The following is a 25,481-nucleotide window of genomic DNA, read 5'->3' on the forward strand; positions in this document are numbered from 1 at the left end:
TTCCGCTACGCTGCATGGCCGCCGCCCTGGCCCTCTCCTGCCTGGACGGAAGACAGGGGCACTCCGCCGTGCGTGAGGAGTACGAAGCCGAGCTGAGGATGGCGCTCGCCGAGGGGTGGATCTCTCGGGACGAAGTGGACTCGCTGCGCGCCGAGGTCGCGCGACTTGGACGTGGGCCTCTGGAGTTGCTCACCGAGCAAGGCCGCTTGTCCTCGGATACCCTTGCCTCGTTGCGCCGCGAACCTCCTCACGCGCACGGTCCACGCCCCGATACGGGCGAGCCCGAGGCCACGCTTCCTCCCGTCGAAGAGGGCGCCGCGCCGCCGCCTCGCTCCGATGCGCCTGCGTTCCCCGTGCCGCATTGGGATCGCTACCGCTGCGTGCGCTTCCTGGGGCAGGGCGGCATGGGTCGCGTGTTCCTGGCCCATGACCCTCGGCTGCGTCGCGAGGTGGCGCTCAAGTTCGTTCGCGACGAAGACCCGGAGCTGACCCGCCGGTTCATCGCCGAGGCCCGTGCCCAGGCTCGCGTGGACCATGAGCGCGTCTGTCGCGTCTACGAGGTGGGTGAGGTCCAGGGACGCGCGTACATCGCGATGCGGTACGTGGATGGACAGCCGCTCCATGCGCTCGCCTCGGCGCTCACCGTGGAGCAGAAGGCGCTCGTCCTTCATGATGCCGCGCTGGGTGTCCACGCCGCCCACCGTGCCGGGCTCGTCCACCGCGACCTCAAGCCCTCCAACATCCTGGTGGAGCGCACCGAGGACGGTGGCCTGCTGCCCTCGGTGATGGACTTCGGGCTCGCCCGTGATTGGAAGGACGGCGACACCGCCTCCGGCACCGTGCTGGGCACGCCCCACTACATGGCCCCCGAGCAGGCCCGGGGCGAAGTGGCTCGGCTGGACCGACGCGCGGATGTCTACAGCCTCGGCGCCACGCTCTACCATCTGCTGACCGGACAACCGCCTGTCCCTGGCTCCAATGGATTGGAGGTGCTCAGTCGCATCGCCACCCACGAGCCTCGCCCACCTCGCGCCGTGGACGCGGACATCCCCTCGGACCTGGAGGCCATCGTCCTCAAGTGTCTGGAGAAGGACCGCTCGGCCCGGTACGACTCGGCTCGGGCGCTCGCGGATGACCTGGACCGGTTCCTCAACGGCGAGCCCGTGCAGGCCCGCCCCAGCCCGGGCTACCGACTTCGCAAGCGACTGCGCAAACACTGGCGCGTGGCCGCGGCGCTCGGCGTCGTGGCGTTGGCGCTTGCGCTCGGCGTGGGGCAGACGGTGCGCGCACGCCGTGAGGTGGCCCGGAGAGAGCAGCTCGCCCGTCGCTTCACGGAGAGCGTCGAGCGCATCGATGCCATGGCGCGTGCCATCGGACAGGCGCCTCTGCATGACACCCGCGCGGACCGTCGCCTGCTGCTGGCGCGGATGACTGACATCGAGACCAGCATGCGCGAGGCCGGCCCCGTGGCCGAGGGCTCCGGCCACTACGCCCTGGGCCGCGCCTTCCTCGCGCTGGATGACCTGTCCTCTGCGCGCCAGCACCTCGATGCCGCGTGGGCGACGGGGGAGCATGAGCCTCGCGTGGCGTATGCGCTCGCCTGGGTGCTCGGCGCTCAGTATCAGCGCGCGCGACTGGAAGCGGAGCGCAGCGCCGAGCCCTCCCAGCGCGAGGCGAAACAGCGCGACGCCGAGCACCGCCTCCGCGCCCCCGCCCTCGACTTCCTCCAGCGCAGCCAGGGCGCCGAGGTCCCCGCGCCCGAGTACGTCGAGGCCCTGCGCGCCTTCCACGAGGACCGCCCCGACGCGGCCCTTCAACAGCTCGATGCGCTCGGCGGCAGACTGCCCTGGTTCCATGAGGCCCCGCTGCTGCGCGGCGACATCCTCCACGCGCGAGCCCTCCATCGCTGGAACGCGGGTCAGCGCGACGCCGCGCGCGCGGACTTCGAGGCGGGCCGTCGTGCCTATGCCGAGGCCGCCGCCATTGGACGCAGCGTGCCCGCCGTCCACCGCGCGCGGGCCGACCTGGAGCAGGATGCGCTCCTCATGGAGGTCAGCGGCGGCGGCGACGTGCTGCCGGCCTATACCCAGGGACTCGAGGCCGTGGGCCATGCGCTCACGGCCAACCCCGACGACGCGGATGCACACCTGTTGGCCTCGCGGCTTCATCGCCGCTTCGCGCAGCAGCGCGTGAGCCAGGGCAGCCCCGAGGCCGAGGCCTTGTTGGGTCAGGCGGTCGCGTCGGCTCGGCAGGCGCTCACCCTGGCGCCGACCAATGCCGTGGCGTGGCACGCGCTGGGCTCGGCCTACTGGCAGTGGTCGCGCGCTCGGCAGCAGCGCAGTCAGGATCCGAGCGAGCAGCTCCGAGCATCCGCCGAGGCCTTCGAGCACGTGCCCGCGACCGAGCGCGACTTCAACTTCCACATCGACCGGGGCCTCGTGTACCGCGTCTGGGCGGACCATGAGGGCGCGCACGGCGGCGACCCGCGTGAGCATCGGGCCCGCGCCATCGAATCCTTCCGCACCGCGCTCGCCCAGGACGCCAGTCCAGCGGAGACGTGGATCAACCTGGGCACGGAGTACGTGAAGCAAGCAGCGGATCCACACGCGCCCTCACCCGAGGCGAGCCTCGATGAGGCCACCGCCGCGCTGAGCCGCGCTCGCGAACTGGACCCGAGCAACGTCGTCCCCTGGTTCTACGAGGGCGAGGCGCTCATCACGCGGGCTCGGCTGCGAAGAGACCACGGCGGAGATGCTCGCGCGGATCTCGAGCGGGCCCTCTCGCTCTATCGCCACGGCGCCACCCTCAACACGCACCTGCCCCAGCTCCCCAACGGAGTGGGCACGGCGATGTTCGAACAGGCGAAGGAGGCGTGGAGCCGGGGCGAAGACGCGGAGCCGCTCGTGCGCCAGTCGCTGGAGGCCTATGCCCAGGCGCAGGACCGCGCGCCCACGCAGGGCTTCGCCGCGTTCAACGCCGGAGAACTCCGCGCGTGGTGGGCCGCCATGCAGCTCTCCCACGGAGATTCGCCACTCGCCAGCGCGCACGACGCGGAGGCTTCGCTCCAACAAGCCCTGCGCTCACTGCCCGACCTGCCCGAGGCGTGGACGCAGCTCGGCCGTGTGCGCCTGCTCGTGGGGGCCTTCCAGAAGTCACGCGGCCAAGACGCGCGCCCGAGCCTGGCGAGCGCCACGGAAGCCCTTCAGAAGGCCCTCGCGCTCAATCCCTCGCTCGCGCTCGCGTGGCGTTACCAGGGGGAGACGCAGGCCCTCTCGGAGCACGGGGAGGACGCGCTGCGCTCGGTCGAGAGGGCGGTAGCGCTGGAGCCCACGGGACTGGAGCACCAACTCGCCTTCGGCCACGTCAGCTTGATGGCGGCGAAGGTCTCTCGGGACGCCTCGCCTGTGTTGAAGCAAGGGTTGGTGCGTGTGGAGCAGGCGCTGTCCGCGCGCCCGCACTGGCCCGAGGCACAGGCCCTGCGCGCGGCGCTCCTCACGGCGCTGGCGGACACACCCGCCCCGGCCGAGAAACGGAGCGAGTGGCTGCGGCGTGCTCGCGAGGACCTGAATGCCGCGCTCCAGGGCAACCGCCACCTGGAGCGCGCCTGGGGCTCGATGGATCCACGCGCTCAGCGAGAGGCCACCGCGCCACCGCCGTGAGCGTTACCGGGCCCGCACGCCGTCGGGCTCGCCGCCCTTGCTCGTCACGTCGAGGCTGCCGTTGATGGTGACCTCGATGGACGTCGGACAGCCGGCCTGGCAGTCCCCCTTCGTCCCCGTGAGCGCGAAGTTCTCGACGGTCGCGTTGGGGCTCACCACGCCCTGCCAGCTCGAATGGGCATTCACCTGCACGCAGCCCGTGGTGACGCCCACGAAGATGGACGGCAGGTTGACGCACCGGTTCCCATCCGTGTCGTTCTCGATGATGAGCGGCTGGTCCTGCTGCACCGCCAGACACTCGGGCTTGAAGTGGGTGCCGCCGGTCGAGCTCTCTCCGATGCGCAAGAACGCGCACGTCCCGCCATCACCGCACGCCGTTGTCGTCGCCTTGCACGTCGTGTCCGCGGCCTCGCGCACCGTCGTCGCGCTCTCGCTCGGCGAGGTCGCCGTCACGCACGCCACGCCTCCCAGGGACAGCATCACCACCAGACCCACGTCTCGAACTCGCATGTGTGCCCGCTCCTTGTCTCGACTCCGCGGGCCCGTATAGCGAGGAGCGTGCCAGCACGGCCAGCACCTCTCAGGTGCCCTTGGCGCCCAAGCCCAGCTCCTTGAGGCGGCGCCCCAACGCGCGCCGAGACACCTCCAGGCGGCGCACCATCGCGTCCAGGTCCCCGTCGGACTCGTGGAAGCAGCGGGTGATTTCCTCCGCGCTCAGGTCGCCGGCGGTGCGCAGGTGCGGGCTCTTGTCGATGAGGTCGTAGAGCGAGGGGCGCGGTATCCCCAGCGCATCCGCCGCGGCCTTCACGTCCCAGTCGTTGTCTCGCAGCGCGGAGAGCAGCTCCTCCTGCGTCACCTGCGAAGGCTTGCGTCGCGTGACCGAAGCCGGCCGAGGCGTCACGGGCACGGCACGCGGCGTCGAGACTCCAGGCCCCAGCTCGGCTTCCAGCACCGGATCAATGTGCAGACGCGGCTGGCCCCGACTCCCGATGACGAGCTGGCGTGTGAGGTTGCGGAGCTGCCGGATGTTCCCGGGCCAGCCGAAGTGGACCAGCCGCGCGGCCAGCGTCGCGGGCAGCCAGGGCTCGGCGTGGGGGTCTTCGCTCTCCAGGTGGTGGGACTCGCCCAACGTCGCCAGGGCCTCGGCGGCGAAGTGGAAGAAGAGGCGCCCCAGGTCCTCGCGTCGCTCGCGCAGCGCGGGCACGCGGATGTCATAGCCCGCGAGCCGATGCAGCAACGGCGCCTTGAAGCGCCCGTCGCGGATCTGCTCCTCCAGGTGCGCATCCGTCGCGGCGATGAGGCGCACATCCGTGCTCACGGGCGTGGTGCCGCCCACGGGATACATCTCCCCTGTTTCGAGCACGCGCAGGAGCATCACCTGCACCTCGGGCGGCGCCTCGCCCACCTCGTCGAGGAACAGCGTGCCGCCGCGCGCGGCGCCGAAGAAGCCCTCGCGGCTGCTCGTCGCGCCGGTGTACGCGCCCTTCTGCGTGCCGAACAACTCAGCGGCGGCCAGCTCCTTGGGGATGGCGCCCAGGTTCACGCTGACGAACTTCTCCGCGCGCCGTCGGCTGCGCTGATGGATGGCCCGCGCCACCAGCTCCTTGCCCGTGCCCGTCTCGCCGCGAATGAGCACCGGAACGTCCAGGTCCGCCACGCGCTCGATGTGTCGACGCACGCGGCGCACGCCCGTGCTCTCGCCCACCATCTCCAGCGTGTCCGAGGCGCCCTCCAGGTCGAGGTCCACCGTGTGCAGCAGCACCACCACGCGCCCGGCCAGCTCCAGCGCCACGCCCTCCGCGAGCGCGTCCGCATCGAAGTCCCGGCTGCCTTCGAGCACCTCACCCGCGAGCACCACGCGCGTGCCGCCCTCGCCCACGACCAGCCGCACGCCCCCCTCACCCACCGGCTCGAACACCAGCGACTTGCGGCTGACGAACGGATCAGACAGCGGCAGGCCCAGCGCCTGGTTGGGGCGCGTGAAGTCCGGCGCATTGCGCGACACCTCCACCGAGCGCCCGGCCGCCACGGCCTGAAGCAGCAGCCGCTCTCCCGCGCGCCGAGGCACGGGGTGCGAGACGAGGGTCAGCGCGGGGACGACGCGTGGAGTTCGCGCGCGACGCCCCCGGTCCTGGAGCGCGGCCGTCGACACATCGGCAATCGGTTCGGAAGGCATGGGAGGTCCCGGCCGGACTCCCGGCGCGGTGGCCGGCACTCTACCGCCGGAGACGACGTGTCGGAACGCGACGGTCGACACGTCGGCCGACGCGCATGGCTAGAGTGCCCGCCATGCCCCAAGCCCCCACGTTGACGGCGGCCGCGGTGCGGCACGAGCTGGCCCTGCTGGCGGATCCGCACAAGGCCACCGTCCTCACCCGCTTCTTCCAGTGCGCCCCCGGCGGCTATGGCGAAGGCGACCGCTTCATCGGCGTGCAGGTGCCGCCACAACGCAAGCTGGCCCGCACCTTCCGCGCCCTGCCCCCCGAGGCCATCTCCGAGCTGCTCCAGGACGGCATCCACGAGCACCGCTTCACCGGCTTCCTCATCCTGGTGGGCCGCTTCGCTTCGGGAGACACCGCCACGCGGGCCCACAGCTTCGCGCTGTGCCGCACGCACCTCGCGGGCCTCAACAACTGGGACCTGGTGGACACGGTGGCCCCGGGGCTGCTCGGTCCTCACCTCCTGGACAACCCCACGCTCAAGCCCTGGCTCGACACGCTGGCGCGCTCCCCTGTGCTGTGGGAGCGGCGGATCGCCATCATTTCCACGCTGGCCTTCATCCGGGCCGACGCGTTCGAGGACACGCTGCGGCTCGCGGAGCGGCTGCTCCACGACAAGCACGACCTCATGCACAAGGCGGTGGGCTGGATGCTGCGCGAGGTGGGCAACCGAGACCTGAAGCAGGAAGAGGCGTTCCTCGACCGCCACGCGCACGAGATGCCACGCACCATGCTGCGCTACGCCATCGAGAAGTTCCCCGCCGACCGCCGTCAGCACTTCATGCGACAGAAGGGCTGAGCAGGCAGGCCCCCGCGCGCCTCGCACTGGCCTCGAAGACAGCTCCCCTGCGCGAACGTCGACACGGGCAAGGCCCCACCGAGGCACTGTGCCCCGCCCCCCGATGGGACCCACCCTTGGCGAGTGATGGGGTGACGACACGGGGGAAGTCATGATGCGGCGGTTGCGTCTAAGTGCGGTGTGTTGGGTCGCCTGGGTGTGCTGTGTCGGCGTGGCCTGCTCCTCGAATCCAGAGAGGGGCGCGCACACGCCCGACTCGCCGCCCATCTCCAACGGCCCCCGCCCCGTCGACCCCGCCACGCCCGACGCGGGACCGCCGCCCGCTCCGCCTCCCGAGCCCCAGACGCCGCCGCCCCCTGAGCCGCCCACGGGCTATCCCGAGGCGCAGGTCTTCCCGCCGGCCTTCGAGCAGGAGCTGCCTGGCTCGCGCACCGTGGCGCAGCGCACGACGTTCCGCTTCCGCGTGCCGGTGGCGCGCGCAGGTGAGCGACTGAGCTTCGTGTTCGTCGCGGGCGATGACGCGCTGCGGATCCACGCGGCCACGGTCGCTCGCGCGGATGCGAATGGAGCGCTCGCGTCGGCGCCCGTGGCGTTGTCCTTCCAGGGCGCTCCCGGCGCCACGCTCACCGCCCACCACACCGTGCACAGCGATCCGGTGGCGCTCTCCGTGAGCTTCCGCGAGGAGCTGGCGGTCTCGTTCGAAGTCGACGGCGCGATCGCCCAGGGACAGGCAGACCTCTTCCCCCAGAGCTACGCGGCCGAGGGCGCCCATGCCTCCGCGCCCGAGCGCTTCGGTCAGCCGCAGGGCCGACTGGTGGGGCTCGGCGGCATCGAGGTGGAGGGCACGGCGGCGCGCACGGTCATGCTCATCGGCGGCGGGCTCGCGGCGGGCAAGGGCGCGCCCACGGGAGACTACCGGGACACCTGGCCCGCGGTGGCCGAGCGGCTGCTCGGCGCGCCCGTGCTCAACGTCAGCCAGGAGGGCCTGGGCGTGGACGCGGCGCTCACGGCGCTCGACGCGGGCACGTTGAAGCTGACGGGCGTCTCGGATTGCCTCGTCATGTTGGGTGGAGACGAGGCCACGACGACCTCCTCGGCCACGCTGCAGACCTCCCTCGACGCGCTCCTGTCCCGGCTGCGCGCGCACTGCAACGTGTACGCGGGCACGCTGCCGCCGCAGGGCGTCTCCACGGCCAGCGGGACGCCGGACGCCACGGCGCGGCGCGCGATGAATGACTGGCTGCGCTCGGCCGTCCCCGCGCCGCAGGTGGTGGACTTCGACGCGCTGCTGAGGGACCCCTCCAACCCCGAGCACTGCCAGTCCGACATGCAGGATGGCGCCGGCGTCCTCTCCGAGCGCGCCCAGGTGCGGATGGGCGCGGAGGTGGCGCGGCGGCTCGGCGGCGCGCCCCCGGAGGAGCGCCCCCGGACGATGACCACGGAGGTGACGCACTCGGACTCCAGCCACGACGTGCTCGCGGTGGATGCCAGCGGCACCGTGTACGCGGTGAAGAACGGCGCGGGGCGCTCGCGCCTGTGGGCCAGCACGGACAACGCGCGCTCGTTCAAGCCGCGCGGGATGCACCCCACGGGCTCGGCCTTCCAGGTGATGACGGCGCTGAAGGACGGCACGCTCCTGGCGGACACCCAGGCCATGGACGGCACGCACGCGATTGCGCGCTCCATCGACCACGGCGCCACCTGGAGCAACGTGCTGCCCCTGGGACTGTTCCGCATGCTCCAGCCCGGCAACATCCGCGAGCTGCACGGCACGCTCTTCTTCGGCGAGTACCAGGTGTTCGCCGAGGAATCGCCCGTGCGCATCTGGGCGAGCACGGACCGAGGCGCCACATGGAAGGTGCGCGCCACGCTGCAGGGGCGCCGGCACTGCCACTCGCTGGTGGCGGACCCCGAGCAGGGCGTGCTGTGGGCGATGATGGGTGACCTGCACGGTGGGCTCTTGCGCTCGGTGGATGACGGCGTCACCTGGAAGCCCGTGCTGGACGGCCCCACGGGCGTCGCGGTGGACGGCATCATCACGCCGCGCGGCCTGCTCTTCGGGACGGACAACCTCTACCGGCCGCCCGTGCCCGTCATCCGCCGCGTGGGCACCGACGACGAGGTGGCGCAGATGAAGCGCCTGCCGGGCCCCAGCTACTCAGTGCTGCGGCTGCGCAACGGGGGCTACCTCATGGGCACCACGCGCGAGACGAGCGGCGACGTGTACGCGGACGGGGACGTGAGCGCCCATCTCTTCGCCAGCGCGGACGGCGTCTCCTGGACCGAGCTCACCGCCTACCCGCGCATGTTCCCGGACGACTACGCGCGGGCGGACGTGTACTGGGAGCTGTCCTCGGGCGAGGCCCTGCTGAAGCTGACCAACGTGGAGGGCATCGGGACGGGGTTCCAGCTCCTCAAGAGCACCCTGCACTGAAGGGCCGGACCTCGTGGGTTGAGGCGCGCAAGCCCCCCGGGCTAGCATGCGCGCGCGTGGAGAGCCCCGAGCGCGTCGTATTCCAGCAGAGCTTCGAAGGACTCATCCGCGCCCTTGGCTCGCGCATGGACGACGATTGCGTCCAGCGCCTGCGTCAGGTGGGAATCGACCCCATCCGCCCGCTCGCGGTGGCCTACCCGCTGGAGGTCTGGGTGGGCGCGCTGCGCGAGGCCGCCGCCACGCTCGCCCCCAAGGCGCCGCTGGACGAGGCCGCCGCGCTGGTGGGGCACCGCTTCCTGCACGGCTACGGCGGCACGCTCATTGGCCGGGCGCTGCTGACCGGCGTGCGGCTGCTGGGACCGCAGCGCATGCTGGAGCGCATGACCCGCAACCTGCGCACGGGCACCAACTACCTGGAGGCCCACCTGGTGCAGCAGGGCCCCACGCACTACGTGCTCACCTGCCGCCCCGTCGTCATCGTCGGTTTCTACGTCGGCCTCTTCTCCGCGGGGCTCGAAATCAGCGGCGCGCAGCAGCCCGTGGTCCGCGTGTTGAGCACCGACGGCGACAAGGCCGTGTACGACCTCACCTGGACGTGAGCGGGCCCTATACTCGGGCCATGTCTCGCCTCGCCCTCGTCGCCGCGCTGGCGCTCGCGCTGCCCACCCTGGCCCTCGCCGCCGGGGGACGCCCGCAGCTCCAGACGTATTTCCAGTCCAGCCTGAGCAGCGCCACCTACTCGCAGAAGACCTTCGCGCGCGTGGCGCGGAACTGGGCCCAGCCGGGCGCGAAGCAGGTTCCCGCGGTGGGCAAGAAGGCCATCGTCCAGGCGTTGCTCGGCCCGGACGGCAAGCTCGTCTCCAGTCAGGTGTTGATGGCGTCCGGCTCCAAGGCCTGGGACGCGGCGGCGCTCGCCGCGGTGAAGAAGGCCGCGCCGTTCGACCCGCTGCCGGCGGGCACCACGGCCCCGCTGGAGGTGCACTTCCACTTCGCGTGGGTCGCGGACAAGTAGCGCAGCGCCTACTCCAAGAGCCGCGTCCAGTCGCGCTCGTCCTCGAAGAGGCGCACGCCGAGCCGCACACACACCTCGCGGTGCGCCAATGCCGCGCGCCCGCCCACCCAGATGAGCTGCCCCCGAGGCATCGCGTCCACCAAGGCCGTCAGCGTGGACTCGAACGAAGCCCGGCCCTCGTCCTTTACGGAGGACAGGCCCACGAGGTCCGGGCGGATCCGCGTCACCACCCGCCCCAGGTCCGCGGCCGGCACCCGCTGCCCCAGCAGCGTCACCCGCACGCCCGCGTGGCGCAGGCGGAGGGCGGCGCCCAACAAGCCAATCTCGTGCTGCTCCTCCGGGAAGCATGAGAGCACCGCGTGACGACGCCCGCCCTTGGGCGCGCCGTGCAGCAGGCTCACCATGCGCATCCGCACCATCTGCGAGACCAGGTGCTCCTGCGCCACGGTCAGCAGGCCCGCGTGCCAGCGGTCACCCACTTCCAACTGCACGGGCGACAGCACCTCTTCATAGGCCTTGAGCGGCGGCAGCGCGGACAGCGCCTCGTCGAGGATCTCCGAGACGCGCGTCTGGTCATAGTCCTCGGCCGCCGACAGCATCGCGGCCTTCCACGCCTCCAGCTGCGCGCCGTTGACGGTGGGGCGGACTTCGCCCGGCGGGGGCTCCGCGGACAGCTCCGAGAGCAGGCGCGGCACCATGCGCGCCGCCTCGCTGATGGCCACGCCCTCATCCGTGAGCTGCTTCAAGCGCTTGAGCAGCGCCACGTCCCGCTCCGTGTAGACGCGGTAGCCCGAGGGCGTGCGCTCCGGGGTCAGGATGCCGTAGCGCCGCTCCCAGGCGCGGATCAACTCCACCCGGACGCCGGAGAGTTCGGCGGCGATGTGGATGCGGTAGGTGCGCTCTGCCATGGTGTGTGTCACCGCGGAGGTCGGAACGAGGCACTTCGCACGTGCGGCCAGAGAGCGACCCGCTCTTCCGCTGACTCCGCGTCCTGTACTCCCACCGGGATGAGGGTTTTGAGGTGCTCCCGAGCGCCCGGATCTCCTAGCACGACCTCGTGGGGAGCGCAGGCCTTCATCACCGCGCGGACCGCGGCGAGCGGGCGGGCCAGCGCCGCACCGAGTCCCAGCGCTCGGCCACGCCCCGGGCGCCCTCGATGCATCGCGTGAAGCCCTCCAGGTCCGTCACGCGCGCCAGCCGCGCCACCACGCCCTCCAGCCCCTCTTGGAATCGAGCCAGCGGCCCCGGCGCGTGAGGCTCACCCACCTCCACGAGCACGTCCGGGCGCTCGTCCTCGAAGAACGCGTAGCGGATTCCCATGGGCACACAGGTGACGTCCGCGGCCCGGGCCAGCAGCTCCACGCCGCGCCCCAGGCGCAGCGGCAGCACGCCGAAGGGACGGTGCTCCCCCTCGGGGAAGAGACACATCGTCGCGTGCGGCCCGCGCAGCAGCTTCCGCGCGTAGCGCAGCGAGCCGAGCGAGGACGCCGCATCCCCGCGACGGATGCTGAAGGCCCCCAGCCTCGCCAGGAAGCGGTAGCGGCGAAGGTTCTCCTCGTCCATGAGGCAGTAGCCGTCCCAGCCCGCCAGCTGGCAGAGCTGGTGCGCCACGAAGCCGTCCCACCAGTTGGCGTGGTTGAGATAGACGAGCCGGCCCTCCGGCCCCGTGGGCAGCGCGCCTCGCATCCACAGGCCCCGGAACGCGCCTCGAAACTTCCATCCGACGTAGCGGTCCAGCGCCCACCCGAGGGGCCCGCCCTTCGCCGCGCGAATCAAGCGGCCCGGGCCTCGCCGCGCGCCAGGGCGGTGAACAGCGCCACCCCCAGCGACACGAGCGCGCTCGTCAGCAGGAAGAACAGCACCTCTTCCAGCGGCACCGCCCCCACGTACCAACCCAAGTGGCGGCCCTCGCCAAACCGCCAGAGGCCCGTGGAGATGGCCAGGTGGTCCGCCACCGACAAGTACACGCCCACCCCGAACGCCGGAGGCAGCACCGCGCGAAGGACCGCTCCGGTGCGCGCGCCGTGGTGACGCCACAGGAAGAACAACTGCAACCCGATGACGGGAAGTCCCCACGCGAGCAGATGGATGAGATAGGCCCAGCGAGAACCCATCACGACGCCACCTCTCGTGAGACCCGGACACGAGGCTCGGGAGCGAGCACGCGCTCCAACCGGGCCCGTGCCCAGACCCCCACCAGCAGCGTCTGGAGCCCGAAGAACAGGTACTCCTCCACCGGCAGCCAGCCCAACCGAGGCCCCCAGATGCGCTCCGGCGCGAAGTCCCACAGCCCCCACTTCACGGCCGCGTTGTCCCACGGCGTCGTCGCCGCGTAGACGACGAGCAACAGCCACCCCAGCGGCAGGAGGAACCGCCACGAGAGCATGCGCCGCTCTCGCACGAGGAGCAGCGCCAGGGGCAAGACGACGAACAAGCCCAGGAAGCGCGCGTAGGTCATCCCGGTCCTCCGCTCGGCTCGGGCCACACGCGCTCCAGTCGGCCACCAGGGCGAAGCCGATACAGATGCCCGCGCCACATCACCGGGCCGGAGCGGCGCAGCGAGCACAGGAACGCGGCCAACAGCAGACACTCCCCCAGCAGCCAGTCCGTCCCCGCGCGCATGAGGCCGCCCGCGTCTCCTTCGGCTCGGGCCACGTCATCGCCTACCCAAGCCAACCGCCTCGACAGGCCCAGTCGAGCCAGCACCAGCAACGCCACCGCGCCCCCCAGCAGCGGCTCGCGCAGCGCCCCGGCGATGAGGAGCAGTGGCACCGTGGGCGTGAACAGGAGCGGCACGGAGGGGTACAGGTCGGGTCGATGCGACGCGAGCACGCGCATCCACCGCGTGAAGCGCGTCAGCGGTCCCCACCAGTCGGAGCTGGCCTCCAGCGGGACCACCGCCGGAGCGGCCGCCAGCGCCACCGTCAGGCCGTGCGCATGCAGTCGCCGAGACAGCTCCAGGTCCTCGCCCAGATGATCCGCCACGCTCCGCAGCGTCTCCACCGCCCGGGGAGACAACCCCAGCGCCTTGCCGCACACCGCCGGAGCGCCCACGCTCATGACGTGCAGCGCGCGGAAGCTGTGGTGCGTGTAGCGCAGCAGACCCGCGAGCGCCCGGGCCGACACGCCTCGGGGCGACACGGGCATGGGCGCGGCCGTGCTCAGCGCGGCCCCCGCGACCACGGGCGCGACCAATCCCTCCACCAGCGCGCCCGTCACCGCCACGTCCGCGTCCACCGCCACCACCACGCGCTCCCGCGTATCGAGCACCTCCAACGCGTGCAGCAGGTGGCCCACCTTGCGGTTGGGCGTGAGCGGCTCGCTCGGCAGCCACCGAACCCCCGGCGCCAGCCGAGGCCGATACGGCGAGATGACCACGTGCTCCAGCGGCCCCGCGTAGTCCACGGGCCGAGCGAGGTTCTCCAACTCCTGCCGCGTGGGCGCCTCCACCGGGCGCAGCAACAACACGGGCACGCGCGTGCGCTCCGCAACCGGCACGCGCCGCCCCAGGCGATGCCAGGTCACGACACTGAAGGCCGCCGCCACGCCCGCCCAGGACAGCGCCACCATTCCCAGCGCGCTCATGCGGCATGCTCCACGCGGGTGCGGAAGTGCGCCATCCAGCGAATGAAGGGCGAGTGGAAGCGACGAAAGTCCGCCACCTCTCCGAGCGAGTCCAACCCACCCTCACGCACTTCCAGACGCGCGTAGAACGGCGAGGACTCCAGCAACCGAGGCTCCCCCAGCGGCGCGGGCCCCGCCGCCAACCGCTCGGGGATGCGCAGGCCCCAGCTCGACACGTAGGTGGACCGCCGCTCCGACGAGAGCCCTCGCGCGCATGAGACCTCCGAGGCGGAGGCCGTCAGTCGCAGCGACGGGACGCGGCCCGGCAGGTGGTAGTCCACCACCGTCGAGTCCGCGCGGTGCGTCCGCGTCCAGTGCCACCCCGACAGGCGCTCACCGAGCAGCTCCTCGCCGTGGTTGGTGTCGTGATAGCCCAGGCCCTCCACCGCCACGCCCAACGTGTCCACCTCCAGGCGCGCGCGGGCCCGAGGCGCCACCGCGCGCCAGTAATGCGGCAACCCCGGCGCCAGCATCACCTCTTCGCCCGAGGGCGTCAGCGGCTCCAGCAGGAGGCGCGCACGCACCGGCCGGCCCCAGGGCGCGGTCCAGTCATCCACCTCCATGCGCACCGCGCCGTCCTCCGCGTAGGTGAGCGACGAGCGCCCGATGCTCAACTGGCGCGGCGCCTCGACACGCGCCTCCGGGTACTCGCTGAGCACCCACGCCTCGCGCGTCCCCTCGTGGTACAGCGCGAAGTTCACCGCGCTGTGCTCCACCGGGCGTCCACCGCGCCGCGCCGCCGCCGAGTACCGAGGCGAGAACAGCGACCCCAGCATGAAGATGCACACCGCGCTGAAGGGGCCCGCGCTGACGTCCGCGTAGAACCAGCGATAGGCCCCCGCCACCTCTGGCAACGGCGGCAAGGTGCATGGCTCGCTCATGTCTCCCTCCGCAAGTGCGCCAGGGCCATCTCCGCGGCGAAGCGCCCGGACAGCATGACGAGCGGCACCCCACCGCCTGGGTGCGTCCCACCTCCCGCGAAGAACAAGCCGGGAGTCCCCCCCCGAATGCGAGGACGCCGAAACGGACCGAACTTCCCGTGCGGCAGGAAGCCGTAGATGGAGCCACCGGGAGCACCCTGCTCCGCCAGGTCCACCGGGGTCCGCTGCCCCATGATGCGCGCGCGTCCGCGCAGCTCCGGGAAGTGCTGATGGAGCTTGTCGAACATCTGGGCCTTCACCCGCTCCGCGTTCAGCTCCCACGCGCGCGCGGCATGCTCGGCGGCCTCGGCGTCCTGAGGCAGCGGCGGCGCGTTCACCATGACGAACACGCCCGTGCGTCCCGGCGGCGCCATGGTGGCGTCCGTCGCGGAGGGGTTGCACAGGTACACCGTGGGGTCCGCCGCGAGCTGTCCGCGAAACAGCTCGGAGAACTCGCGAGCCGAATCCCCCCCGAAGAGCACCGTGTGGTGTGGCAGCGCCGGGCGTCCCTCCACCGCGAGGAGGAGCACGAAGCCGGAGAGCGCCAGGGGCTCGGACTCACGGCGCGCCGCGCTCAGCGGATCCGCGTTCACCACCACCGTGTCGAACGGCTCCGCGCTCCCGAGCGGCCCCACGCGGTAACCCTCCGCGTCTCGCGAGAAGCTGGCGCGCACACCCAACCGCACCGTGACGCCCTGACGGCGCACGGCCTGCCCCAGGGCCTCCACCAACGCACCAATGCCGCCGCGGACATGGTGCACCCCATAGGCGCGCTCGATGTGCGGGATGAGCGAGAACGCCGCGCTCGCCGCATAGGGTGAGGCGCCCGCGTAGGTGGCGAAGCGCCCCACGAACTGCTGGAGGTGGTGCGTCTTGAAGTGCTTCACCGCGAGGTCATGCAGCGTGGGCAGCTTCATCCCCGCCACCACCGCGCCCACGCCCCGTCGCGCCACGCGCGCCATGAAGCCGGCCAGTCCCTCGAAGGGCGCCTCCAGGTAGGGCTCGCCCGCGGCGCGCCAGATGCGCGCGGCCTCGTCGTAGAACGAGCGGACCCCGCGCCGCTCGCAAGGCCGCAGCTCGCCCGCGCTCCACGCCGTGCGCTCCAGGTCCTTGTGCGCCGTGAACCTGCACCCGTCCGAGAATCGGTAGGCGCACTGCGGCTCCAGCTCGATGAAGGGTGGCAAGAGGTCCACCGCGTCCAGCGCCGCGAACGTGCCGCGCACCAGCTCCGGCAACGTCAGCAACGTGGGGCCGGTGTCCAGCGTGAGCCCGTCGCACGTGAGCGCGCGAGCCTTGCCGCCCAGCGTCGCGCTGCCCTCGAAGAGCGTCACGGCGTGGCCCTCCTTCGCCAGCAGCCCCGCGGCGGTCAGCCCTCCGATTCCTCCCCCCACCACGGCGACGCGCGTTCGCTTCATGGTGGCGCCATCAGCCTTCCGTCCCCGTGCGCAACAGCGGCGTGCGCGCCGCCTCGGGGGACTCGGGCAGCACGGCCTGAGGGCGCACGAAGGTCAGTGCCGCCAGCGCGAGCTTCCGTCGCGTGGGCACGAACGCGCGGGCGCGGAAGACGTCGAAGTCCCTCGCCTCGATGTCGCGGAGGATGTCGCCGTAGATGGCGCCCATGAGCCGCACCATCCGCTGTGAGCCCACCCCTCGGAGGTAGCGCACGCCCGACGCCGCGCGCGCGTAATAGGCCCGAGCGCGACGAATCTGGAACCGCATGAAGTCGCGCCACCGCGCATCCACTTCGCCTCGGCGCAGGTCGTCCTCCGACAGGCCGAACGCGCGCAGCTCCTCGGCGGGCAGGTAGACACGACCGCGCTCCAGGTCCTCGCGCACGTCGCGCAGGATGTTGGTGAGCTGCATGGCGCGGCCCAGGTCCGCGGCCGGAGCCACCGCGCGCGCATCCTCGCCCCCGAGCACCGGCGTCAGCATCAGCCCCACCACGCCCGCCACCCGGTAGCAGTACAGGTCCAGCTGCTCCCACGTGTCATAGCGAGCGCGCGTCAGGTCCATCTCCATCCCGGAGATGAGGTCCTGGAAGGGCTGCTCCGGAATGCGGTAGCGCCGCACCGTGTGCCCGAGTGCGGCGAACTCGCCCGCGTCCCAAGGCGCGCGGGCGTCCCCTCCGCGCGAGCGCCCGGTCAGCGCTCCCCACTCGGGAGAGGCCAGCTCCGGCAGGGCCGCATACAGCTCGCGAACACGCCACCGCGCCGTCGCCAGGCGAAGGGCCAGGTCGCCCCCCTCCCCCGCATCGCCATCCACCAGGTCATCGAGCCTTCGGCAGAAGGCATACAGCGCGAAGGCCGCCTTCCGACGCGCCCCGAAGAGCAGATACGAGGCGAAGTAGAAGCTCTTCGCGTGATGGCGAGTCACCTGCTTCGCCAACCCGTACCCCCGCGCGATGAGCGGCGCATCGTTCCGAGCGGGCGTCATGCGGTGGCCTCCGAGAACGACTCCGTCGCATGCGCTGCCGGCCGGGGCACGAGCCCCGCGGTGCGCGCCCAATCCCCCAGTCGCTCGGTGACGAGCCGCGCGGAGATGAGCACCGTGGGCAACCCCGTGCCCGGCTGCGTGGACGCCCCCACGAAGAAGAGGTTGCGCACGCGCGCGTCCTGGTTCGCGGGACGGAAGGGACCAATCTGCATGAAGTTCTGCGCCAGCCCGAAGGCGCTGCCGCGCGCCAGATTGAACGTGCCGGCCCAATCGTCCGGCGTGAAGACGCGCTCCACGGCGATGTCTCGCTCCAGGTCGGGGATCCCCAGCTCCGCCAGGCGCTGGAACACCTTGGCGCGCACGCGCGGCCCTTCTTCGCGCCAGCTCAGGCTCGCGTGTTGATGTGGCACGGGCACCAGGACGTAGAGCGCGTCGCGGCCGGGCGGCGCGAGCCCCGGGTCCGTCCGAGTGGGCACGTTGACGTAGAAGCTCGGGTCCTCCGGCACACGGAAGCGCTCGAAGATGTCCTCGAACGAACCTCGGTAGTCCCGACCGAACACGACGTTGTGGTGCAGGAGCCCTGGCACTCGCCGCTTCAAGCCCAGGTAGAGGAGGTAGGCGCTCGACGTGAAGCGCAGCGAGGTGCGCCGCTTCAGCGGGGCGGCCTTCGGGTCCAGCAATGACTCGTAGGCATAGGGCAGGTCCGCGTTGCACAGCACCGCGTCCGCGCGAATCACTTCGCCGCCCGCCAACCGCACGCCCGTGGCACGGCCGCCCTCCGTGAGGATGCGCTCCACGGGCGCGCCATAGCGGAAGCGCACACCCTCCTCGCGCCCCAGCCGCTCCAGCGCGCGGGGAATGGCATACAGCCCGCCCTGGGGAAACCAGATGCCCACGCCCAGCTCCGTGAAGGGCAGCAGGCCGTACACGGCGGGAGACGCGTACGGGGACACGCCCAGGTACATCGTCTGGAAGGTCATCGCCGCGCGCAGCCGCTCGTCGCGGAAGAAGCGCGCCACGTCCGAGTACATGCGGCGGTGCGCGCGCACGCGGAAGAGGCTCGCCAGCACGCGGGGCGACAGATAGTCCGTGAGCCCCGCGTAGTTGCGGCCCACCAGCCGGTCCAGGCTGATGCGGTACTGCTCACGGCCCTGGGCCAGGAAGGCCAGGTAGCGCTGGTAGCTGCCGGGCTCCACGCGCTCCAGCTCGCGTCCCATGGCGCACAGCTCGGAGGTGAACGTGATGTGCGAGCCGTCGCGGAAGTGCACGCGGTAGTTCGGATCGCACCGCAGGAGCGTCAGGTAGTCCTCGATCCGCCGGCCAAGCGCGCGGAAGGTCTCCTCGAACACCTCCGGCATCAACACGATGGTGGGGCCGATGTCCCACGTGAAGCCGTCCACCCGAAGCTGGTTGCAGCGCCCGCCGGGCCCCGCTGTCTTCTCCAGAACCTGGACGTCGAAGCCCTGGTGCGCGAGCCGCGCCGCCGCGGCCAGCCCGCCCACGCCCGCGCCCACCACCACCACGCTCGGCCTGTGGGGTCCGCTCATGACGTCCTCACGCGGCCCGGTACGTCAGCCGCTCGATGAGCGCGTCCAGCCGCTCGCGCATGCCTTGAGGATTGGGGAGCCCCCGGAGCGCACGACGCGCGGCGCGAGAGCACTGCTCCACCCGCCGCTCACACGCGGCACGGCCCCCATGGAACTCCACCAGCGCCCGGGCCCGAGCCACCGCGGCGGCGTCCTTCTCTTCCGCGGGCAGCGACCACAGGGCATCCAGCTCGGCGCGGCCCTCGGGCGAGGCGCGCGTGTACGCGGCCAGCACCGGGAAGGTGCGCTTGCCTTGGACGAAGTCGCTGTCGCAGGACTTGCCCGCCACGCCCGAGTCGCCGAAGAGGCCCAGCAGGTCGTCGCGGAGCTGGTAGGCCAGCCCCACGTGGCGCCCCACGCGCTCCAGTCCTTCCGTCAGCGCCTCGTCGCCACCCGCGAGCATGGCCCCGCACACCAACGGCGCGCAGAAGCCGTAGCGCGCCGTCTTCAAGTGCGCCACCCGCAGCGCCTGGAACAGCGTCACCTCGGACAGCGGCGCGCGCGACACCTCCAGGTCCAGGAACTGTCCCGCCGCGGTGTGCCGGCACACGCCCAGGTAGTAGCGCGCCACGTCCATGACGCCGGGCAGCCCACACTCGAGCAGCGCCTCCAGTGCCCGCGCGAAGAGGTGGTCCCCCATCACCACCGCCAGGTCCTCGCCCGCGCGCCCCGCCGCCAGCATCGAGTGCAGCGCGGGCCCACCTCGGCGCGTCGCCGCCTGGTCCGCCACATCGTCATGGATGAGCAGGAACGTGTGCAGCAGCTCCAGGCCCGCCGCGAAGCGCCACAGCTCCGGCGGCACCCCCGAGGTGCCCCGAGCCAGCCCATAGCCCGCCAGCACCAACGCGGGCCGCAGCCGCTTCGCCGGCCGCAGGGCATAGGCCCTCGCGCGCGCCCTCGCCTGGGTCCAGCGCTCGTCCAGGCCCACCTCGTCCGGCAGCTCGAACAGCTCCGCCAACGAGGACTCCACCTGCCCCTGCACGCACTTCAGCCACGCCTGTTCGAGCGACGGCGCTTCACCCGCCGACTGCGCGTTGGGAGGCACGGGGGCCATGCGGCGGACCTCACGGAAGAGAGGACGGACTGCGGCCTTCACCCCAGAGGTAGCGTTTGCGTCTAGCGCTTGTCAAGACTATGTCCAATGTTTGTTTCAACCCTGTACAGAGGAGTGCCCCGATGAAGACGTGGCTGGCTGGCGTGCTCTCGGCGACCCTGGCGGCGGGAGGAGTCCCTGTCTCGGGCCCCCGGGACGCGACGTTGCGCGGTTCGAGCGGGGCGGAGGTGAAGCTGTCCCGCTGGCGAGGCAAGCCGGTCATCCTCTTCTACGAGGACCGGGACTCCACCACGCTCAACGCGGCCTTGAAGGAAGAGCTGTTCGCCAAGGGCCGCGAGCACGGGCTCTTGAGCGCCGCGTGGGTGGTGGCGGTCGCGAACCTCCAGCGCTACGACTTCTTCCCCGCTCGGCAGATCGCCCTCTCCTACGTGCGCGACGAGGAGAAGAAGGTCGGAATCCCCATCCTCGTGGACCTGGACGGGACGCTGGGCCGGGCGCCGTGGGAGCTGCCCACCAAGACCTCCAACGTGCTGCTCCTGGACGCCACCGGCGCCGTCGTCTTCCAGCACGCCGGGCGGATGAAGCCCGAGGAGCGCGCGGCCTTCTTCGTCCAGCTCGGCACCTTGGTGGGGCAGGACCTGGGACAGCCCGCGCCAGGACCCACCCCGTGAAGGTCGCCGTCACCGGCGCGAGCGGCTTCCTGGGCGCTCGACTTGTTCAGCGTTTGTGCGAGGTGGGGCATGAGGTCCACGTCCTCTCGCGCAACCTTGAACGAACCCTGGCCAGTCTTCCGGCAGGCGTCACGGGGACCTGCTGGGTGGGGCCGGAGGTGCCTGAAGGCGCGCTGGTGGGAGCGGAGGCCGTGGTGCATCTGGCCGGTGAGCCGGTGGATCAACGGTGGACGCACGAGGCGAAGCAGCGCATCCACGACAGCCGCGTGTTCGGCACGCGGGCCGTGGTGGACGCGATGGTGCGCGGGGGGACGGCGCGGCGGTTCGTGTCGGCGTCCGCGGTGGGCTACTACGGCGGCGCGCGGGAGGCACAGCCGCTGACCGAGTCCCATGCTCCGGGCGACGACTTCCTCGCGCGCGTGTGTCAGGCCTGGGAGACGGAGGCCCTGCGGGCGCGAGCCACGGGCGTGGCCACCGCGGTGCTGCGCATCGGCGTGGTGCTGCACCCCTCGGGCGGCGCGCTGCATCGGATGCTGCCGCTGTTCCGCGTGGGGGCGGGCGGGCGCGTGGGCTCAGGGTTGCAGTACGTGAGCTGGGTGCACCGCGAGGACCTCGTGGAGCTGCTGCGATTCACCCTAGAGCATCCGGAGCTGGAGGGCGCGCTCAACGCCACGTCCCCCGTGCCCGTGACGAACACCGAGTTCGCGCATGCGCTGGGCCGCGTGATGGAGCGCCCGTCCGGAATGCACGTGCCGGGCATCGTGCTCAAGGCCCGCTTCGGAGAGATGGCGCGCGTGGTGCTGGAGGGCCAGCGGGTGCTGCCGGCGCGCGCGCTGGAAGCAGGCTTCGTCTTTCAACACCCCGAGCTGGAAGCCGCGCTGAGGGACCTGCTGGGACCGGCCGCGCTCGCATAGGGTTGTCCGCGCATGGACGCGAAGCGCACCCCGGTCATCGACGGCGACACGGCGACGTTCCTCTGGCGCGGGCGCGGCGGCGTGCGCGTGCACGGCGACTTCCAGGACTGGCAGGGCGAGCCTCTTCCCCTGGAGCGCGTGGGCCCCAACCTGTGGGCGCGAACGCTGACGCTGCCTCGGGATGCCTACGTGGAGTATGCGCTCTTCGACGCGCACGGCCGCCGCGTGAGGGATCCGCTCAACCCCCGCGTCTCGGACAACGGCTTCGGCGACGAGAACCACTGCTTCTACATGCCCGAGGGCGGCCCCACGCCGTTCGCGCGGCGACTCCCCGGCGTGCCGCGCGGACAGCTGACTCGGCACACGGTGGAGACGGGGGACCAGGCCGTGGGCGCGCGCCGCGCGGTGACGCTCTACGCGCCACCCGTGACAGGCCCCGTACCGTTGGTGGTGGTGCTGGATGGAGAGGATTACCTGCGGCGCGCGCGGCTGCCCGTGCTGGTGGACAACCTCATCGCGCAGCAGCGCATGCGTCCCGTGGCGCTGGCCTTCGTCTCCAACGGCGCCGAGGCCCGCACGCCCGAGTACACGTGCAGCGAGGCCACCGTGCGCTTCCTGCTCAACGCCGTGCTCCCCCTGGCGCGGCGCGAGCTGCCCCTCCTGGATGAGCGCGCGCATCCGGGAGCCCACGCGGTGCTCGGCGCGTCCTATGGCGGCCTCATGGCCCTCTTCGCCGCCCAGCGCGCGCCGGAGGTCTTCGGTCACGTGCTGGCGCAGTCCGGCGCGTACGCACTGGATGGCTGGGACTTCGTCGTCTTCGAGCTGGCCCGGCGCCCCCACCAGCGCCCCCTCTCCGTCTGGATGGACTGCGGCGGCTTCGAGGGGCTCCTGGAGGGCAACCGACGCATCGCGCCGCTGCTGACCTCGGCCGGTCACCGGGTGGCGCTCCGGGAGTACAGCGGCGGCCACAACTATCCTGCCTGGCGGGACGACCTCCCCCACGGGCTGGCGTTTATTTTCCCACATCCACCCACTTCCCGTTCGGAATGAAGCAACCTGGACGAGGGCAGGTGCGATAACCACCGTGGGCCATCCTGGGGCGATCACCGCCTCGGGCTTTCCCGCCCGGAGTCCCGCCATGTCCCGCGTCGATGGTGGCAACCGCCCCCCCTCCTCGTCGAGGCGCCCGGAAACGGAGCGCCCCGAGCGGGGTGACGTGTCGCGCGAGAAGAAGCCCGAGGCACCGGCCGCGCGGCCCACCGGCGCCAAGTCCCAGGCGCCCACCGGCGCCAAGTCCCAGGCGCCCACCGGCGCCCAGTCCAAAGAAGTGATGTCGAACCAGACGATGCGTCCCTTTCAAGGGCGGAGCGACTTCGAACCCGCCCGCCCCACCGCGCGGCCCACGCCGCCGGCCCGTCCCGCCATCTCTCCGGCGGACGCCGAATCCATTGCCCAGGCCGACGCGGAGCTGGGCCTCCTCGAAGAGTTCCCGGACCAGGACGCGCAGGGCGGTCTGGCGTCCGCGATGCTGCACGCGCACTCGGATGCGCCGGTGTCGCAGAACCGCATCGTGGAGCGGCTGAAGCAGGACGGTCGCCTGGAGGCCCTCTTCGGCGAGGTGTTCCGCGACGGCAATCCCTACGTGGAGCAGCCGCACCGCAAGGCCATCGTGCGCGCGCTCGACACGGCGATGGAGCGCGGCACCGTCACGACGGACGACATCAAGGCCTTCGCGCGTGGTGCCTACGCTCAGGAGTGGCGCGAGATTGGCGCCGCGCTCGGCGGCACGGCGCAGCCCGCGAAGGTGAAGTAGCAGCGCCCGCGGTTACCGCGCCACCATCGGGAGCCGCCGCACCAGCGCGCTCCGCACGGCCTGCGTGACCGCGTCCGCGTCCGCGCTGAGCTCCTCGGGCATCCAGAAGTAGAGCACCCGCTCCTCCACCTCCACCTGGGACCGCACGCAGCGCAGTCCGTCGATCTCCGCGCGCTCCGGGCTCTCGGGCAGGCACTGCTTGCACAGGCAGGGCAGCGGCGCGCCCGTCCCATGCGCGGTGAGGTTGATGGCGGGGCGCGAGCCCTTCGCGGCCTGCAGCAGGCTCGCGGCGTCCTCGGCGGTCAGCGCGCGCGGCGTCTGGAGCGACATGCCCAGGGCGCCCTTCGCGGCCTGGATTCCCTTGCCGGATGCGAAGCGGATGCTCGGGATGAGCGAGGTGACGTCGGTGATGGGGATGCGGTTGGCTGATGAGCGCCAGCCATCGTCATCCTGCTCGGGTGAGCGCAGCACGGCCACCAGCCACAGCGCCTCGTCCGGCGGACGCACCGTCACGAGGAACAGGTTCCCGCCCGCTTCGAGCGGCTCCAAGGCGCGGCTGTTGCTGCGGTAGACGTCCAGCGGCAGCACGTCGCCGGGGGAGAGGCCCGCCGCCTGCTTCTCGAAGATGGCCTTGCTGATGATGGCCAGCATGTCAGGCATGTCGCGGACTCTAGCAGGAGGCATAGAGTCCGCGCGGATGCCCGACCTGGACCCCGCCCTGGTGCGGCTGCTCGACGAGGATGCGCAGGTGCGCCGCGACGCGGTCGACGCCGTGGACCTCACGTCCTCCCCGGGCCGATATGCCCTGCGACAGGCCCTGCTGACGGACGAGGACGCCCAGGTGCGCGCGGCGGCGGCGCATCGGCTGGGGGACGCACGCGACGCGCGCTTCATCCCCGCCCTGCTCGAGTCCCTGCGCGACGCCATGCCCAGCGTGCGTGATCGCTCATGGCGCGCGCTGGCGAGGCTCGGGGCGGAGGCGCTGCTGCCCCCAGCCCGCCGCGCGGCCCGCGAGGAGTCCGTGTGGTGGGTGCGCCGCGCGGCCGTGCGCGCCGCCGCGTCGCTCGCCCACCCCGAGGCGTTGGAGGTGCTGCTGATCGCCCTGGAGGACCCCTTCTGGCGCGTGCGTCACGCGGCGGTGCAGGCGTTGGGGTGGCTCGGCGCGGAGGACGCGCGAGTCCGGGAGCGCGTCCAGCAGGCGGCGGAACAGACGCCCCAGGGCCCGCTGCGCTCGGCGGCCACCTACCTGGAAGGCGTGTGGCGCGAGGCCGCGTCCCGCGCGTAAGGCCTGCTTAAGACTCCTCCCCGATAAGCGCACGGTCGCGACCCATGAAGGGCGCGGCTGCGCGTGGCGCGTCGTCACGCCGGGAGGAATCGGGATGAGCAACCCAGTCAGGAACGACACGCCCCCCATCGATGCCACGCGGCGCAAGATCCTCCGAGGCATCGGGCTGGCGCTGGCCGCCGCTCCCCTGGGGCGCCTCCTCGCCGCCTGCGGAGAGGGCACCACCCCCACCGAGCCGCTGTCGGACGCGGGCACGCTCCTGGACTCCGGAGTCCCCGCTGAAAACTGGGCCACCGGCGGCACGGCGGTCATGCGCGGCGGCTATCCAGATCCGTTCGCGTCTGGCATTGGCAGCACGTGCAAGCTGACGTGCGAGGCGACGCTGGGCCCCTGCTACGCGCGGACGCTGGAGCGCCAGGACATCAGCGAGGGCCATGACGGCCTCCCGGTGCGTCTGGCCTTCCTCATCGTGGACGAGACGTGCAAGCCCATCCCGAACGCCAGCGTGGACATCTGGCACGCCGCGCCCGAGGGTCTCTACTCGGGAGACGACGCGAGCACGTTCTGCACCTCGGCGGACGCGAAGGCCGTGGCCGCGCGCTGGTTCCGAGGCGTGCAGACCACGGACGCGAACGGACGCGTGCAGTTCGATACGTGCTTCCCCGGCTGGTACAGCAGCCGCACCATCCACATCCACTTCACGGTGCGACTCAACGGCCAGGAGTACGTGACGTCGCAGCTCTTCTTCGACGACGCGCTGGACGACGACATCGTCAACACGCAGCCGCTGTACAACGCGCGCGGTCCTCGTGACACGACGAACGCGCACGACAACGTCGTCTCGGCGGACTCCGTCGTGGACTACCTGTTCCAGACGCAGCGCATGCCGGACGGCGCGATGCTCGCGTGGAAGACGCTCGTCATCCGCTCCTCGCTCGACGCCGCGCGGTGCCAGGTGCCGGGTGGCAGCGGCGGCGGTCCGGGTGGACCGGGCGGCGATGGCGGCATGGGTCCTCCGCCGGGCTTCGACGGCGGCATGGGCCCGCCGCCTCCGTGAC

Annotated in this window: 24 protein-coding genes; 11 read left to right on the plus strand and 13 right to left on the minus strand. The window is 71.9% G+C overall.

The annotated features are described in order from the left end of the window. Positions 1-98 precede the first annotated feature (98 nt). Positions 99-3,659 (plus strand): protein kinase, encoded by a 3,561-nt coding sequence (locus JGU66_12020; GenBank protein ID MBJ6761494.1) that lies wholly within the window; start codon positions 99-101, stop codon positions 3,657-3,659. Positions 3,660-3,662: 3 nt separating this feature from the next. On the opposite strand, the gene JGU66_12025 is transcribed toward JGU66_12020, so the two are convergent. Continuing rightward, positions 3,663-4,169: a hypothetical protein gene (locus tag JGU66_12025; protein ID MBJ6761495.1), complete on the minus strand. Its 507-nt coding sequence runs from the start codon at positions 4,167-4,169 to the stop codon at positions 3,663-3,665. Between the two features lie 70 nt (positions 4,170-4,239). After that, positions 4,240-5,835 (minus strand): sigma-54-dependent Fis family transcriptional regulator, encoded by a 1,596-nt coding sequence (locus JGU66_12030; GenBank protein ID MBJ6761496.1) that lies wholly within the window; start codon positions 5,833-5,835, stop codon positions 4,240-4,242. 113 nt (positions 5,836-5,948) lie between these two features. Between JGU66_12030 and JGU66_12035 the strand changes: the two genes are divergently transcribed. The 4 genes from JGU66_12035 to JGU66_12050 all read left to right on the plus strand — a co-directional run bounded on the left by JGU66_12035 (position 5,949) and on the right by JGU66_12050 (position 10,123). Beyond that, positions 5,949-6,677: a DNA alkylation repair protein gene (locus tag JGU66_12035; GenBank protein ID MBJ6761497.1), complete on the plus strand. Its 729-nt coding sequence runs from the start codon at positions 5,949-5,951 to the stop codon at positions 6,675-6,677. A 211-nt stretch (positions 6,678-6,888) separates the two neighbouring features. Next, complete coding sequence (locus JGU66_12040; protein ID MBJ6761498.1) at positions 6,889-9,111, plus strand: hypothetical protein; 2,223 nt, start codon at positions 6,889-6,891, stop codon at positions 9,109-9,111. A gap of 56 nt (positions 9,112-9,167) precedes the next feature. Continuing rightward, on the plus strand, positions 9,168-9,710 hold the full coding sequence (locus JGU66_12045) for a DUF2378 family protein (protein ID MBJ6761499.1): 543 nt from the start codon (positions 9,168-9,170) through the stop codon (positions 9,708-9,710). Positions 9,711-9,730: 20 nt separating this feature from the next. After that, the gene (locus tag JGU66_12050; GenBank protein ID MBJ6761500.1) at positions 9,731-10,123 is read left to right on the plus strand and encodes a TonB family protein; all 393 of its coding nucleotides are present in this window, start codon (positions 9,731-9,733) and stop codon (positions 10,121-10,123) included. An 8-nt stretch (positions 10,124-10,131) separates the two neighbouring features. On the opposite strand, the gene JGU66_12055 is transcribed toward JGU66_12050, so the two are convergent. From JGU66_12055 to JGU66_12100, 10 genes are all read right to left on the minus strand, one after another. Further along, on the minus strand, positions 10,132-11,031 hold the full coding sequence (locus tag JGU66_12055; protein MBJ6761501.1) for a MerR family transcriptional regulator: 900 nt from the start codon (positions 11,029-11,031) through the stop codon (positions 10,132-10,134). A 169-nt stretch (positions 11,032-11,200) separates the two neighbouring features. Further along, complete coding sequence (locus tag JGU66_12060; protein ID MBJ6761502.1) at positions 11,201-11,899, minus strand: lysophospholipid acyltransferase family protein; 699 nt, start codon at positions 11,897-11,899, stop codon at positions 11,201-11,203. Next, entirely contained in the window at positions 11,896-12,240 is a 345-nt protein-coding gene (locus tag JGU66_12065; GenBank protein ID MBJ6761503.1) for a lycopene cyclase domain-containing protein, read from the minus strand. Before JGU66_12065 ends, JGU66_12060 begins: the two co-directional genes overlap by 4 nt. Further along, the gene (locus JGU66_12070) at positions 12,237-12,581 is read right to left on the minus strand and encodes a lycopene cyclase domain-containing protein (protein MBJ6761504.1); all 345 of its coding nucleotides are present in this window, start codon (positions 12,579-12,581) and stop codon (positions 12,237-12,239) included. The genes JGU66_12065 and JGU66_12070 overlap by 4 nt, the downstream gene beginning before the upstream one ends. Continuing rightward, complete coding sequence (locus JGU66_12075; GenBank protein ID MBJ6761505.1) at positions 12,578-13,708, minus strand: glycosyltransferase; 1,131 nt, start codon at positions 13,706-13,708, stop codon at positions 12,578-12,580. Before JGU66_12075 ends, JGU66_12070 begins: the two co-directional genes overlap by 4 nt. After that, positions 13,705-14,628 carry a carotenoid 1,2-hydratase gene (locus tag JGU66_12080; GenBank protein MBJ6761506.1) on the minus strand — a complete coding sequence of 308 codons (924 nt, stop codon included), beginning with the start codon at positions 14,626-14,628 and terminating at the stop codon, positions 13,705-13,707. Before JGU66_12080 ends, JGU66_12075 begins: the two co-directional genes overlap by 4 nt. Next, positions 14,625-16,082: a phytoene desaturase gene (crtI, locus tag JGU66_12085; GenBank protein ID MBJ6761507.1), complete on the minus strand. Its 1,458-nt coding sequence runs from the start codon at positions 16,080-16,082 to the stop codon at positions 14,625-14,627. Before crtI (JGU66_12085) ends, JGU66_12080 begins: the two co-directional genes overlap by 4 nt. Before the next feature lie 10 nt (positions 16,083-16,092). Then, positions 16,093-17,100: a phytoene/squalene synthase family protein gene (locus tag JGU66_12090; protein MBJ6761508.1), complete on the minus strand. Its 1,008-nt coding sequence runs from the start codon at positions 17,098-17,100 to the stop codon at positions 16,093-16,095. After that, a complete protein-coding gene (crtI, locus tag JGU66_12095; GenBank protein MBJ6761509.1) occupies positions 17,097-18,647 on the minus strand; it encodes a phytoene desaturase in 1,551 nt (516 codons plus the stop codon). The genes JGU66_12090 and crtI (JGU66_12095) overlap by 4 nt, the downstream gene beginning before the upstream one ends. A 7-nt stretch (positions 18,648-18,654) precedes the next feature. Next, positions 18,655-19,740: a polyprenyl synthetase family protein gene (locus tag JGU66_12100; protein MBJ6761510.1), complete on the minus strand. Its 1,086-nt coding sequence runs from the start codon at positions 19,738-19,740 to the stop codon at positions 18,655-18,657. Positions 19,741-19,820: 80 nt separating this feature from the next. Here JGU66_12100 and JGU66_12105 point away from each other — a divergent pair, with 80 nt between their 5' ends. The 4 genes from JGU66_12105 (at position 19,821) to JGU66_12120 (ending at position 23,138) form a co-directional block, all read left to right on the plus strand. Continuing rightward, entirely contained in the window at positions 19,821-20,411 is a 591-nt protein-coding gene (locus tag JGU66_12105; protein MBJ6761511.1) for a hypothetical protein, read from the plus strand. Beyond that, the gene (locus tag JGU66_12110) at positions 20,408-21,325 is read left to right on the plus strand and encodes a TIGR01777 family oxidoreductase (protein ID MBJ6761512.1); all 918 of its coding nucleotides are present in this window, start codon (positions 20,408-20,410) and stop codon (positions 21,323-21,325) included. The genes JGU66_12105 and JGU66_12110 overlap by 4 nt, the downstream gene beginning before the upstream one ends. Positions 21,326-21,337: 12 nt before the next feature. Then, positions 21,338-22,375 carry an esterase family protein gene (locus tag JGU66_12115; GenBank protein ID MBJ6761513.1) on the plus strand — a complete coding sequence of 346 codons (1,038 nt, stop codon included), beginning with the start codon at positions 21,338-21,340 and terminating at the stop codon, positions 22,373-22,375. A gap of 88 nt (positions 22,376-22,463) precedes the next feature. After that, entirely contained in the window at positions 22,464-23,138 is a 675-nt protein-coding gene (locus JGU66_12120; protein ID MBJ6761514.1) for a hypothetical protein, read from the plus strand. Between the two features lie 12 nt (positions 23,139-23,150). Here the strand turns inward: JGU66_12120 and JGU66_12125 are convergent, their stop codons facing one another. After that, on the minus strand, positions 23,151-23,798 hold the full coding sequence (locus tag JGU66_12125; protein MBJ6761515.1) for a hypothetical protein: 648 nt from the start codon (positions 23,796-23,798) through the stop codon (positions 23,151-23,153). Between the two features lie 37 nt (positions 23,799-23,835). Here JGU66_12125 and JGU66_12130 point away from each other — a divergent pair, with 37 nt between their 5' ends. Continuing rightward, positions 23,836-24,423, plus strand: coding sequence for a HEAT repeat domain-containing protein (locus JGU66_12130; GenBank protein ID MBJ6761516.1), 588 nt, complete (start codon positions 23,836-23,838; stop codon positions 24,421-24,423). A 94-nt stretch (positions 24,424-24,517) separates the two neighbouring features. Then, the gene (locus JGU66_12135) at positions 24,518-25,480 is read left to right on the plus strand and encodes a protocatechuate 3,4-dioxygenase (GenBank protein MBJ6761517.1); all 963 of its coding nucleotides are present in this window, start codon (positions 24,518-24,520) and stop codon (positions 25,478-25,480) included. The last annotated feature ends 1 nt before the right edge of the window (position 25,481 follow it).

Source organism: Myxococcaceae bacterium JPH2, from assembly GCA_016458225.1.
Lineage (GTDB): Bacteria > Myxococcota > Myxococcia > Myxococcales > Myxococcaceae > Citreicoccus.